The organism is Leptotrichia buccalis C-1013-b, assembly GCF_000023905.1.
GTDB classification, from domain to species: Bacteria; Fusobacteriota; Fusobacteriia; order Fusobacteriales; family Leptotrichiaceae; genus Leptotrichia; species Leptotrichia buccalis.
This window is the reverse complement of the sequence record NC_013192.1, coordinates 430,891-443,867: the sequence shown is the minus strand read 5'-3', so window position 1 is coordinate 443,867 and position 12,977 is coordinate 430,891. Positions and strand designations below refer to the sequence as shown.

11 protein-coding genes are annotated in these 12,977 nt (G+C 27.7%); 8 read left to right on the top strand and 3 right to left on the bottom strand.

The genetic code is table 11. From position 1 onward, the window contains the following. The first annotated feature begins 9 nt into the window (after window positions 1-9). From LEBU_RS02160 to LEBU_RS02140, 5 genes are all read left to right on the top strand, one after another. Window positions 10-495, top strand: a complete 486-nt coding sequence (locus LEBU_RS02160) for a MarR family winged helix-turn-helix transcriptional regulator (RefSeq protein WP_012806524.1) — start codon at window positions 10-12, stop codon at window positions 493-495. Window positions 496-552: 57 nt separating this feature from the next. Then, complete coding sequence (locus LEBU_RS02155) at window positions 553-1,890, top strand: TrkH family potassium uptake protein (protein ID WP_012806523.1); 1,338 nt, start codon at window positions 553-555, stop codon at window positions 1,888-1,890. A gap of 14 nt (window positions 1,891-1,904) precedes the next feature. Beyond that, a complete protein-coding gene (locus LEBU_RS02150) occupies window positions 1,905-2,567 on the top strand; it encodes a potassium channel family protein (protein ID WP_012806522.1) in 663 nt (220 codons plus the stop codon). Between the two features lie 225 nt (window positions 2,568-2,792). After that, window positions 2,793-6,473: an LPS-assembly protein LptD gene (locus LEBU_RS02145; RefSeq protein WP_012806521.1), complete on the top strand. Its 3,681-nt coding sequence runs from the start codon at window positions 2,793-2,795 to the stop codon at window positions 6,471-6,473. 321 nt (window positions 6,474-6,794) lie between these two features. After that, entirely contained in the window at window positions 6,795-7,316 is a 522-nt protein-coding gene (locus tag LEBU_RS02140) for an OmpA family protein (protein WP_012806520.1), read from the top strand. A 159-nt stretch (window positions 7,317-7,475) separates the two neighbouring features. Here LEBU_RS02140 and LEBU_RS02135 read toward each other — a convergent pair whose 3' ends face one another. From LEBU_RS02135 to LEBU_RS02125, 3 genes are read right to left on the bottom strand one after another with little or no spacing between them, the layout of a single operon-like run. Beyond that, window positions 7,476-8,933, bottom strand: a complete 1,458-nt coding sequence (locus LEBU_RS02135; protein ID WP_012806519.1) for a D-alanyl-D-alanine carboxypeptidase family protein — start codon at window positions 8,931-8,933, stop codon at window positions 7,476-7,478. A 54-nt stretch (window positions 8,934-8,987) separates the two neighbouring features. Next, on the bottom strand, window positions 8,988-9,647 hold the full coding sequence (gene nth / locus LEBU_RS02130; RefSeq protein ID WP_012806518.1) for an endonuclease III: 660 nt from the start codon (window positions 9,645-9,647) through the stop codon (window positions 8,988-8,990). 15 nt (window positions 9,648-9,662) lie between these two features. After that, window positions 9,663-10,322, bottom strand: coding sequence for a TraX family protein (locus tag LEBU_RS02125; protein WP_012806517.1), 660 nt, complete (start codon window positions 10,320-10,322; stop codon window positions 9,663-9,665). A 305-nt stretch (window positions 10,323-10,627) separates the two neighbouring features. Here LEBU_RS02125 and LEBU_RS02120 point away from each other — a divergent pair, with 305 nt between their 5' ends. The 3 genes from LEBU_RS02120 to LEBU_RS02110 all read left to right on the top strand — a co-directional run bounded on the left by LEBU_RS02120 (window position 10,628) and on the right by LEBU_RS02110 (window position 12,936). Further along, complete coding sequence (locus tag LEBU_RS02120) at window positions 10,628-11,032, top strand: hypothetical protein (RefSeq protein ID WP_012806516.1); 405 nt, start codon at window positions 10,628-10,630, stop codon at window positions 11,030-11,032. 79 nt (window positions 11,033-11,111) lie between these two features. After that, complete coding sequence (locus LEBU_RS02115; protein ID WP_012806515.1) at window positions 11,112-11,711, top strand: peptidylprolyl isomerase; 600 nt, start codon at window positions 11,112-11,114, stop codon at window positions 11,709-11,711. Window positions 11,712-11,733: 22 nt separating this feature from the next. After that, the gene (locus tag LEBU_RS02110; protein WP_012806514.1) at window positions 11,734-12,936 is read left to right on the top strand and encodes an argininosuccinate synthase; all 1,203 of its coding nucleotides are present in this window, start codon (window positions 11,734-11,736) and stop codon (window positions 12,934-12,936) included. The last annotated feature ends 41 nt before the right edge of the window (window positions 12,937-12,977 follow it).

Genomic DNA, 12,977 nt, shown 5'->3' with positions numbered 1-12,977 from the left:
AAAAAATTTATGAATAGCAAAGGAACGATAGAAATTCAAAAGTGTATTTATTTTACGATTTCAAAAATGTTTAGAATGGTTAACAAAATAGCAGAAGAATCATTTGAAAATCTGGGTATTTATCCAACTCATGCTTTTTTAATGATTATATTAAAAGAAGAAAAGAATGGTCTCACAGTAAATCAAATATCAGAAGCTTTAGCAATAGCTCCATCAACAGTTACAAGGTTTGTAGATAAATTAGTTTCAAAAGGATATGTAGAAAGAGAAAAATCAGGAAAGAATTCTTTTACTAAGATAACAGAAGAAGGGCTAAAAGTCATACCTGAGCTTAATAAGGCATGGAAAAGAATAGGAGATAAAATTGAAGAACTGGTTGGAAATGATGAATATCTAAGAAAAACTGGCGAAGATTTTAGGGAATTTACAAATTTACTGGCAAAAGACAAAACATATGAAAATATGATTGAAGAATTTGATTTCTGGGTTATTTAAAAAATTAAAAATTGGAAATCGAAAAAAGTTTTTAAAAAAGAAAGTTAGGCGATTCTGATGTTAAAGAAACAAAAGGAAATATCACCATATATAATAATATTAGCGTCATTTATAATAATTATATTAATAGGCGGCTTTTTACTTTCTTTACCAATTGCAACAGAAAATGGACAAAAGACAAATTTGCTTGAGGGTATGTTTACTGCAACATCGGCTGTCTGTGTAACAGGGCTTACAGTAAATGATGTGAGCAAAGTCTATAATTTATTTGGAAAAACAGTTATTATGATATTAATTCAGCTTGGCGGAATAGGAATTATCACATTTTCAGCAATAGTTGTAATGATGATTTCTAAAAAAATGGGATATTTTACAAAAAAGCTGATACAGGAAGATATAAATGCTAATACGACATTTGAAATACAAAAATTTGTAAAAAAAGTTTTGATAACAGTTTTTACAATAGAAATTATCGGGGCTGCAATATTGTTTTTAAAATTTATACAAATATTTGATTATAAGAAAGCGATTTATTATTCAATATTTCATTCTATTTCTGCATTCTGTAATGCTGGATTTGCATTATTTACAAATAATTTAAGTGATTTTAAAAACAGTGTAATCATAAATACTATAATTCCATTGTTAATTTTTTTTGGCGGAATAGGTTTTGCAGCAATTCTTAATATTTATCAATATTTTCTAAAAAAAGATAGAAGGCTTACAACAACAACAAGAATAGCTATAAAAATGTCAATTTTTCTAATAATATTTGGGACAATTTTAACATTTATTTTAGAGTATTCAAATAATAAAACATTAGGAACATTGCCATTTTTTGAAAAAATAGGAGCTGCTTTTTTTCAAAGTGTAACAACAAGAACAGCTGGATTTAATACAATTTCCATAGCTGAACTGCGGGAACCTACAGTTTTTTTGTTTGTAGTATTAATGTTTATTGGAGCCTCACCTGGCTCAACAGGTGGTGGGATAAAAACTACTACAGTTGGATTGATACTTTTTGGGATAGTTACAACTATAAAAAATAAGGAACATTTGGAATACAATAAGAGAAGAATTAGCTGGAAAATATATAATAAAGCTATGGTTATTGTTTTTATATCAATTATGTATGTTGTTGTAATATTATTTTTATTAATTTGGCTAGAAGATATAAGAGTTATAGAATTAGGATTTGAATTAGTATCTGCTTTTGGAACGGTGGGATTATCGCGAGATTTAACACCACAATTATCGGATATTTCTAAATTATTAATTATGATTACAATGTTTGTTGGAAGAGTAGGACCATTAACAATAGCATTGGCATTGTCTAAAGTTAAAAATTCAAAAGGAAGATATGTTTATCCAAAAGAAGATATTTTGATAGGATAAAAAAGAGGTGAAAAATGGCAGGATACTTAGTAATTGGACTCGGAACATTTGGTAGAAGTATAGCACAGACATTATATGAAAATGGTAAAATGGTACTCGCGATAGATCAACAGGAAGAACGTGTGCAAAAAGTAATTGATGATGAAATTGCAAGTGATGCAATTACATTGGATGTAACAGACGAAAATTCAATCAAAAAGGTTGTTAATGATGATTTTAATACGGCTTTTGTATGCATTGGCAAAAATACTCAGTCTAGCGTATTTATTACTGTAATTTTAAAGGAAATAGGAATAAAAACAATAATTTGCAAAGCAAAGAATGAATTACAAGGTAAAATTTTAAAAAAAATTGGAGCGACATCGGTTGTTTACCCAGAAGAAACAATGGCCAAAGAAACAGCACTTGGAGTAATAAGACCAAATATAACAGAACATTTTAAGTTTTCAGAAAAATATAGAATGTTTGAAATAAAAGCACCAAAGGATTTTGTTGGGAAAAATCTTATAGAATTAAATTTGAGAAATAAGTACGAAATGAATATTATTGGAATAAAAAGCAAAGAAGAATTAAATATTATGCCTCTTCCAAATACTGCAATAAGTGAAAGTGATATATTATTAGTAATTGCAAATATAGAAAAAATGGCATTATTTTGGAAAAAATATAATTTGTAAGAATAAAATTACTTAAAAAGTTTCAAATATAAAATAAATTGTTATAACAATAAAAATATGGTATAATTTAGCAAATTATGCTCTAATCCTATCAAAATCGAACTACACTCACACCCCTGAAAATCGATCTACTAAATAAATAACCTTGGGGTTTAGGTAGAATGGTTATAATTTTAAGTTTGATTTTAAAATGACTACTACATTTAATAATAAAAGGTTGAAAATATGAAAAGAATAAAATATAAAGGATTGTTTATTTTACTGTTTTATATTATACTTTTCAGCGAATTAAAGGCAGCTGGAGAAATTATAGATTTGGAAACAGAAAAATCTACAATAAATCTGGAAACAGAAGAAATAGAGACTGAAGGTAACGTTACTGTAAGATACGGAGACTATACAATAAATGCAGATAAACTAAAAAAGATTGCTAATAGAAATATTATTTCAGGATCCGGAAATGTTGAATTTACTCAAGGTTCTCAGATTATAAAAGCTGATAACCTTATTTTTGATATGGATACAAAATTAGCCAAAATATTTAATTCTGAAAGTTATGACACTAATTTAAAATTACGTTATGGCGGAGAAGAAACTTTGGCTGAAGGAAATAAACGGATTTTTATAAAAAATGGATGGTTTACAACGAGTCCTTATGAAAACCCAAGTTATAAAATAAATGCAGAAGAACTCGAAATTTATCCAAACAGAAAAGCTATAGCTAGAAATATTGGAATTGTTGCAGGTGGAAAGACGTGGTTAAAATTGCCATATTATGTAACTTCATTAAAGCCTTATACACAAAGGGCAACATTATTTCCATATATTGGTATGGATAGTGATAGAGGTTTTTTTGGAATTATGGGATTTGACTATGATTTAGGTCCGCTCGCTCAAGGATTTGTAGATTTTGAGCTAAGTACTAAAAAGAAATTAGCATTAAAATTTTCAAATGATTATTCTTTTTGGGGAAATAATTCTGGAAATATATTTATAAATAGGGTTGTAGTTCCTATAGGAAATCATAAAAAGGAATGGGATTTCAAATGGAATCATAAAGTGAAAAATACTCCCAAAAAAGAAAAAGAAAATATGAAATTTTATGATGCAGGATATGGAATCTGGAATTTAAATTATCAAAATATTACAACAAATTTGATGTATGCAGTAAATGGAACAGAATTAAAAGATGATTATACTGCATTTGTAGATAAATATAAACATATTGGTTTCTGGGATTTTAACATAAATCAGGAACTCGGACAAAATGGAGAACTAAATGCTAAATATTACTGGACTCAAGATAAGCATGCACTTAAAGCTCTAACCGAAATAAATGATAAAATTATGAAAGACGAAGATCTAGATCCACGTAGAACCGATGTCGATTTATACAAAAGTATAAAATATACAAATGGAAACAAGGATATGGGAATAACAATCGATAATGAAGATTTTCGTGATATTAATCCAGGATATGTTGGAGATTTAAATTCATACAGAAAAAAAAGAAGTTATGAAATTAATCTTAGAGGACCCAAAATAAAATTTAATTATTTGGATTCAGATAAGGATGAATATGGTGAACTTAAAGGAATGCGTGATCGTGGTGATGATAAAACTATTCACTGGGTACAAAATGTTGCTTATGACAGAAGAAATGAATGGGGATTGACTTTCGGAAATTATTATCCATTCAAGGAAAGCGACTTTTTTGGTTACAAACCTAGAACACAGTATCAAAATTTGACAAATACTTTATATTTTGGTGCACAAGTGAAACAGATTGATATAAGAAAGAAAGAATACGAATATGATTATACACGTGATAATGAAAATTATAACGCATTATTCTTAAACCCATTAACGACTGATGAAAGCAGAATTTATGAAATATACGAAGATAATGAAAAAATTCGTCGTCCCAAAAAGATTATTTACGAAAAATACAGATCGCAAAAATTTAACGTAGGAAATGACAGAATTGATATTCCATTCAAGGATTCTTTTATTGGATACAATATGGCATTTGAAAATCGTGATTATAGCAATTTGGCAGTACCAGATTTTGTAAATGGACGAAAAGTTGAAGATCTAGATTCTAAGTCAGGTTATAAGGTTGCAAGAGATGCCAGCGGAGACACAATAAAACAAAGTCCATCAATGACAATTTTTACCCTTGATACAAGATTGTATACAACATTTTTTGACAATACAGCCAAAAGAAATAATAAATATGATGTAAAAGTCACAAATGATGCAATATTAACTCTTCAAAGGACAAATGCAGGAAGTGCAACATATAATGGCTATGATATCGTAGAAGTTCCAACAAATGCATTAGGATTTAAAAATAATTTTAATTATCATATTGGAAATGTTACTTTTAATTATAATTTAACAATGAGAGATGACAGGCATTTTAAATATGACTGGTTAAAAAATAGATATGTTAGAAATTATTTGAAAGCTGATATCGCAAATAAAAGATTTGTTAGTTTTGATTTTGAAAATAATGAAGAATATGAATTTGAAAACTTCAGATCAGAAAGAAACTTTAATAGGGAAATTCAATACGGATATTTGTCAAATGCGGGAGATAATTTTTTATATAAATTTACAGATAAAAATAAACAATTATTCCCGTATAATACAAGTCTTGGATGGAATCAAAGAATATATAAGGAATCTTTAAAAGAAAGAAGTCTTGGAGTTAATTTTAATGAATGGGGAGTTGAATATACAAAATCTAGAAATAAAACAAATGATATTTTTGGGAATAATGCTACTTTTGGTTATCCAGCCTTAAAATTAAAAACAGACTACAACAGATTTGGATTTGTTTACGATACTTCAAAAATGAAAAATAAAAAATTTGAATCAGATCATTATTTCAAAATAAATTTTGGATTTGGTAAAAAAGAATACAGGGATATTAATAATACGCCGATGAACGCGGCAGATGACAGATATATTCGTGGAAAGGACTATACAACGATTGGATTTTTATATAAATATGAAAATAATGCCAAACCTAGATTTGCAGCTGATTTAGAAAAAAAAGAAACAACAAAGAAAACTGAGATTTCTGAAATTGAGAATCAAATAAACAATATTAATATGGTAAAAAATTCTAATACACAGGAATTTTCTATTAATAATTCAAATAAATCTGCTATTGATAAAATTGTTGTTAATAGTGATGACAGGCTATTTTTAAGCAATGAAGAAGAAGAAGCATATAAAAGTTTTGTGGAAGAAGAAAACTACCGTCAAAATAAATTTAGTTTAAATGATTTTAATACAAAATTACAAAATTTGAGAAGTCAGAAAAAATATTTTCAAATAGGAATGGATATGCAAATTGATGGTTCAGACGCGACAAATCCGACTGGAATGAAAGGTGTTAAAAGAATTAATGATTTAAGTTTCAAAGTTGAAGGTGGATATTTGGAAAAAATGTTTTTAAGATATGCTTTTATAATGGAACGTCCAGATAGAATTTACAGAAAAGCTTCAACTCGTAACAGCACATTTGATTTTAGAAAACACGAATTTGAAGGAAAATATATGTTTTCAAGGGATCCTGATAAACCGTGGTGGATTGGAGGAACATTCCAATATGTTCAAAATGGAGCTTCAAAAGCATCAGATCCAGAAATTTACGAAAGTTCATGGTATGCAAAAAAAGTTAATAAGTTGACATTAGGAATGGCAACTTTAAGTCATAGATTTGAAAATATAGAATGGGAAATCGGAGCAGGAATGAAATGGGATAAGCCAAATAACAAAAAACTAGGTTATTATCCAGTAGTTTCATTAAAATTTGGAGTGACACCATTCCCAGAAAAGAACGCACAATTTAAATATTCTGGAAAAGGATTTGAATTTGGGGCGGGGCTATAAAATATAAAAAACATTGGAAAATCAAGAAAATTGATATAATCTAATGTTTTTTATTTTTGAAATATATAAAAAAACTTTCATATATAAAACTTACTTTAAAGTTAAACTTGAATATCTTAATTATTTTTTATTCAGATGATAGATTTGTTTAAATAATTTGATATTAAAAGAACTTAAACATATAAATATTTAATAATTAAAATAATTATAATTCTGAAAAAATTACTATGAAAATTAAAAAAAATATGTTACAATTATTATTAGAAAGTAATAATTAAATAAAAAAATAAATAAATAATAGAAAAGAAAGAGAGGGAAAATATGGAAAAAAAATCAAAAATAACTGCAATGTTATCTGTATTATTAGTGTCCGCACCATCAACAGCTAAAAAAATTACAACATCAAATTTACGTAATAATGCAATGAAAACAACTGCTGTTGAAATAGAAGGAGTAAATATAGATGATTTAAATACTAAAGAAGATAAGATTAAAGAGAATGACATTATCGTATTAGATGCAAATGCGTTAAAATTTGATTTTAATAGTGCTACGATAAAAGAAGAATATACTCCTGTACTAGAAAAATTAAAAAATTATATTGAGAGTAAAAATCATAAAATTTCGATTACTGGATATACTGATTCTAAAGGTACTAAAGAGTACAACAGAGAATTATCGTTAAGAAGAGCCGAAAGTGTAGAAGAAAAATTAATAGAATTAGGTCTTGCTCCTGAAAAAATAATAGAAACCAAAGGAAATGGAGATGCTAACCCAATTGCTTCAAATGATACTGAGGAAGGAAGATCAGTAAATAGACGTATTGAAATAAAGTTTATGTAATTTATAATACTTAACTCTAAAGTTATTTAATTTTATTAAAGAGTTTCAGAAACTGTTGAATATTAAATCTGTTGCTAATGTTTTAAAATCTTATTGAAAAAAACCTCTAGATATATATATTTATTTTTCATATATTATTTAGAGGTTTTTTATTATTTTTTATGCTAATCCAAATGTTACGAATCTTAAAATACGTCCAAATACTGATAATTGTTTATAATCATTTGATGCTATAATGTCAACTGTATTTACAAGTTCATTATCATTTGACAAAACTTCCAGCTTACCAATTACATCTCCTTTTGAAATACCATTTTCAGTTGTAATTTTTAGATCTTTCACTTCAAATTTATAGTTTGTATTATCAATCTGATACACGTTAGTTGATAATACACCTGCTATTTTTTTCTCTTTTGTGCCTTTTATTCTAAATTTATTTCCAATTTCCTGTCCTGCCTTGTAGACTGGAATCATACGTTTTTCAAGCTGAGTAAACTCTTGCGTTTGATCTTTGGTTCTTGCGTCATCACTTTTATTTCCAAGTGTAACTGAGATAATTTCAAGATTTCCTATTTTACTTGAAACAATCATATTATATCCAGCTTGTACATGGAATCCTGTTTTTAATCCATAAATTCCAAATTTATTTAATAAATGATTCCTGTTATTATAAATAACGTCTTCACCTTCAGAATTTTGTAAAACCAATTCAGATTCCTTCATCCATGCCTTAAGTCTTTCATCTCTTATAGCTCTTCTTCCAAGCAGATACATATCATAGGCTGTAGAAGTGTCCATACCTTTGTTTGTCATTGAAGTTGGAAGTCCTGCAGGAGTGTAATAGTGCGTATCGTTCATTCCTAGTTCTTTTGCTTTTTGATTCATAAGTTTTACAAAATTATCAAGATTTCCTTTTCCAATATGTTTAGCTACCATATATGCCGCATTATTTGCCGAATATATAATTTCTGCACGAAGCAAATCTTTTAATGTGTAACAATCTCCAGCTTTGGCATTTAACCAGCTTCCTCCCATATTTACAGTATCAGGAGTAAAACATACCTTATCGTCAATTTTTGCATTTCCTCTGTCTATTTGATCAAGCGCTACTAGAATATTCATAACTTTTGTAAGAGATGCAATCGGATGTTGCTGTCTTGACATTTTATCTTTTAAAATTTTCCCATCGGTAGTTGCAATAAATTTTATCACTTCCCCTTGATATTCAGATTCTCCCTCTTTTTCACGTTCAATCGCCTTTACAAATTTTTTCTTTTGTATAGGTTTATTATTGTTATTTTTTGTTGAAATATTTTTTTCTTTACTATTAGTAGATGTTAGTTCACCTTTTGATACAGTATTTCCTTCATGTTTTTGATGTTTATTTCTTTTGCTATTGTGATCAGAATATTTTGAACTTGACCGTCCTGATACTTGTTCTACTTCATTACGACTTTCATTTTCTTTTACAGCGGGTGTTTTTCTTCTTTCTTCCTTAATAGTTACTTCACTTTCTTTTGGAGTAGATCCACCACTATTTTCTTGTTCACCTTCTGCATACAGTAAAACTGTAAATAATACCCCTAAAATTAAAATTCTTCTTCCTTTTTTAAACATTTTTTTCCTTTCTATATTATTTTTTATTGTATATGATATATATTATTGTTATATTTAGTTGTTAATTTTGCTTTTTTTTAAATTTTCTTCATTATATTTACAATAATCTCTAATTTCACATATTTCGCATTTGGGCTTTCTTGCGATACATTTATCCCGTCCATGTAAAATTAAATAATGTGAATATACAAACCAGTATTTTTTAGGAATAAATTTCATAAGTTCACGTTCAATAATTTCTGGATTGTCGTTTTTTACAAAGCCTATCCGATTGGATAATCTTTTGACGTGAGTGTCTACAACAATTCCTTCCCGAATGTTCCAAAGTTCCCCTAAAACAACGTTTGCTGTTTTTCTTCCAACACCAGGGAGTTCTATTAATTCTTCAAGTTTTTTCGGAATTATATCTTTATATTTATCCAGCATCATTTCAGCATTTAATTTTATATTTTTAGCCTTATTTTTATAAAAACCAGTAGATTTTATGTATTTTTCAAGAGTTTCCTGATTCATTTTCCTTATATCTGCTGGTTCTTTTACCACTTTAAACAGTTCTTTTGTAACAATATTTACACGTGCATCAGTACATTGAGCTGACAAAATTACTGCTACCATAAGCTGATAAGGTGTTTCAAATTCAAGTGCTGCTTTTGGCTCACCAAATTTTTCTTTTAATATTGGAAATATTTTTTTTAATCTTTCTTTTTTTGTCATTTTTTCTCCCCAAATTTATTGAATAGTTTTTATTATTTCCAAAATAAAAAAATGTAACGGATAAAATAAATAAAAAAAGTATTTCATACTTCTTCCCTTTCCACCATTATACATAAAAATAAAAATTAATGAAATTAACGAAAAAAATTGTATATCACTTAAATTAAAAATATTTGGAAAAATAAGATTAATTAGATTCAAAATTAGAAAATTCATTAATATATAAAGTTTATTATTTCTAAAAATATTAAAATTCATTATTAATAAAATTCCGTAAGCTTTATAATCTAAATTAAATTTTTGAGATAAAAGTAATATGATTGAAATTAGAATAAATTTTATAATCCAATCAAATGGCGATTTTAACCAAAAATTTTTAAAATTAAAAATATAAATTGCCAAAAGCCCCAAAAATAATGTAAAAAATACATTCATTGGATAATTATAGTTAAACAGAATAGACGGCATCTGAATACTTATAGCAAAAATAAACAATCTAAATAAGTATTTTTTTAAATCTCGTGTATGAATATATCCTTCGCTAAGTGTAAATGCAAATATTGGAAAGGAAACCCGTCCAATAACATTTAATATTTTATCTCCGCCAACTATATAATGCCAATGATCCAAAAACATTATTATTATTCCAATTATTTTTAAAATAAATAAATTCAATGTGTCTCCTAAATAGTATTTATTTTCTATAATAAAATATAAATATTTTTTTTATTTTTTAACTTTTAAAACTTAAAAAATTAGTATTTTCTGGGAAATTATATTTTCATTATAGAAAAAAAACCTTTATTTATACAATTTTTATGTAATTTAACATATTTAATCATATCATTTTTTCAATTTAATTTCAAGGAGTTTTTTATATTTTAAAAGCAAAAAAGAAGAAAGTAAGATTAGAAAATTTAATAAAAATATGATATACTATAGTAAATTATTATAAAAATACATTTAGGAGGAATTTTATTATGAAAAAAAGTATATTAGCATTATTTGCTGTGTCTATGGTTATGTTTGCTGGAGATAATGAAACTAAAAAGGTTCATGAACAAACTGCAAAATTACAGAAAAATTCTTATTGCAATATTCCTAAAAGTCATAGTGAGTTTAAAAAAATCAACAATAAAGATTACAGAGTGGATATTGACTTTGAAAAGTGTGTATTTGATGGTGAAACTTACAATGATGTAAAAGTTGGTATTCTAATTCAAAACACTGAAAAAACTGAAAAATATTTGAAAAAATATAAATATATGCATTTAAAAGCTGGTCGAAATTTAGTTTATGATTCAAAAAATAATATCTATTATCATGATGGTTCATGGGCATTTAATAATGACAAAGCATATCCGACTGTGTTTGACGGAAAATAAAGAATTGAAAAAATTTATTTGAAAATATTTCACAATGTGATAAAATAAATAAATCAAATATAAAAATGAAAGGAGATGTATGATCAGGAAATTATCATTGCTAATGTTATCGCTTTTATTGATGACGACTGTCGGTGTGGTATCATACAGTAAAGAGTATAAAATGAAAGTAAAAATTACAACTGCAAAAGGTGATGTCAATATTAATTTATTGCCAGAAAAATCACCTGTAACAGTAGCAAATTTCGTAAATTTAGCAAAACATGGGTATTACGACGGATTAAAATTCCACAGAGTTATTGAAAATTTTATGGCTCAAGGTGGAGATCCAACTGGAACAGGAATGGGAGGTCCAGGATATAAATTTGAAGATGAAGTAAATAATGGCTTAAACTTTTCTAAAGCTGGGAAATTGGCTATGGCAAATGCCGGACCTGGAACAAACGGAAGTCAGTTTTTTATTACAACTGTTCCAACTGAATGGTTAAACGGTAATCATACAATTTTTGGAGAAGTTGTATCTAATGCTGATTTGGATGTTGTAAAAAAATTGTCTAATGGAGATATTATGACAAAAGTTACAGTTGAAGGAGATGTAGACAGCTTTTTGAAAACTCAGAAAAGTAAAGTTGACAGCTGGAATAAAGTATTAAAACAAAATTTTCCAAATAAATTTTAATTAACATTAAGAAAGGAACAAAATGGCAAAAGAAAAAGTAGTTTTAGCCTATTCAGGTGGACTTGATACATCAATTATTATACCTTGGCTAAAAGAAAATTATGATTTAGAAGTAATCGCCTGCTGTGTAAATGTCGGGCAGGAAGAAGATATGGAAGCTGTAAAAGTAAAGGCTATCGAATCAGGAGCTTCTAAAGTTTATGTAGAAGATAAAAAAGCTGAATTTGTAAAAGATTACGCTTTCCGTGCGTTAAGAGCAGGAGCAGTTTATGAAAATAAATACTTGCTTGGGACTTCCTTTGCAAGACCCCTTATTTCAAAAGTTCTTGTTGAAGTAGCACATAAGGAAGGTGCAACATATATTTGTCACGGTTGTACAGGAAAAGGAAATGACCAGGTTAGATTTGAAACTGGAGTTTTTTCTTTAGATCCAACACTAAAAATACTAGCACCTTGGAGAATGTGGGATATTTCTTCAAGAGAAGATGCAATTGATTATGCACAGAAAAATGATATAAAGATTACTGTAACAAAAGAAAAAATTTATTCAAGAGATCAAAATCTTTGGCATATTTCACATGAAGGCGGAGATATTGAAGGGCTTGAAAATGAGCATAAGGAAGACATTGTCTATATGATGACAACTCCTCCAGAAAAAGCACCCGACAAGCCAACTTATGTAGATATAACATTTGAACAGGGATGGCCTGTGAAAGTAAATGGTGAGGAACTGGAACCAGTGGAACTATTGACAAAGCTAAATAAAATCGCTGGAGAAAATGGTGTCGGAGTAATTGATATTGTTGAAAATAGACTGGTTGGAATGAAATCAAGAGGAGTTTATGAAACTCCAGGTGGAACATTGCTGATGGAAGCTTTAAAAGATCTGGAAACATTGATTTTAGACAAAGACACATTTGACTTTAAAAAAATGATTTCACAAAAATATGCAAGTATAGCTTATTCTGGACAATGGTTCACACCTTTACGGGAAGGTCTTGACGCATTTATAGATAAAACTTCTAAAAATGTGACAGGTACGATAAAATTGAAATTGTACAAGGGAAGTGTGAAAATAGCTGGAAGATTTACTGATTTTGCATTATATGATGAAGAAATTTCGTCATTTGGAGCAAGTGAATTGTACAGCCATAAAGACGCTGAAGGATTTATAAAATTATTTTCACTGCCAAATAGAATTAGAGCATACAAAAAACATAAATAATTAGAAAAATATAGCAAAACTACTTTAAAGTGAACTCAAAA

Coding starts and splice junctions, on each gene's coding strand:
- LEBU_RS02110 (WP_012806514.1), top strand. CDS start 11,734: ATGGCAAAAGAAAAAGTAGTTTTAGCCTATTCAGGTGGACTTGATACA.
- LEBU_RS02115 (WP_012806515.1), top strand. CDS start 11,112: ATGATCAGGAAATTATCATTGCTAATGTTATCGCTTTTATTGATGACG.
- LEBU_RS02140 (WP_012806520.1), top strand. CDS start 6,795: ATGGAAAAAAAATCAAAAATAACTGCAATGTTATCTGTATTATTAGTG.
- LEBU_RS02145 (WP_012806521.1), top strand. CDS start 2,793: ATGAAAAGAATAAAATATAAAGGATTGTTTATTTTACTGTTTTATATT.
- nth (WP_012806518.1), bottom strand. CDS start 9,647: ATGACAAAAAAAGAAAGATTAAAAAAAATATTTCCAATATTAAAAGAA.
- LEBU_RS02135 (WP_012806519.1), bottom strand. CDS start 8,933: ATGTTTAAAAAAGGAAGAAGAATTTTAATTTTAGGGGTATTATTTACA.
- LEBU_RS02120 (WP_012806516.1), top strand. CDS start 10,628: ATGAAAAAAAGTATATTAGCATTATTTGCTGTGTCTATGGTTATGTTT.
- LEBU_RS02155 (WP_012806523.1), top strand. CDS start 553: ATGTTAAAGAAACAAAAGGAAATATCACCATATATAATAATATTAGCG.
- LEBU_RS02150 (WP_012806522.1), top strand. CDS start 1,905: ATGGCAGGATACTTAGTAATTGGACTCGGAACATTTGGTAGAAGTATA.
- LEBU_RS02160 (WP_012806524.1), top strand. CDS start 10: ATGAATAGCAAAGGAACGATAGAAATTCAAAAGTGTATTTATTTTACG.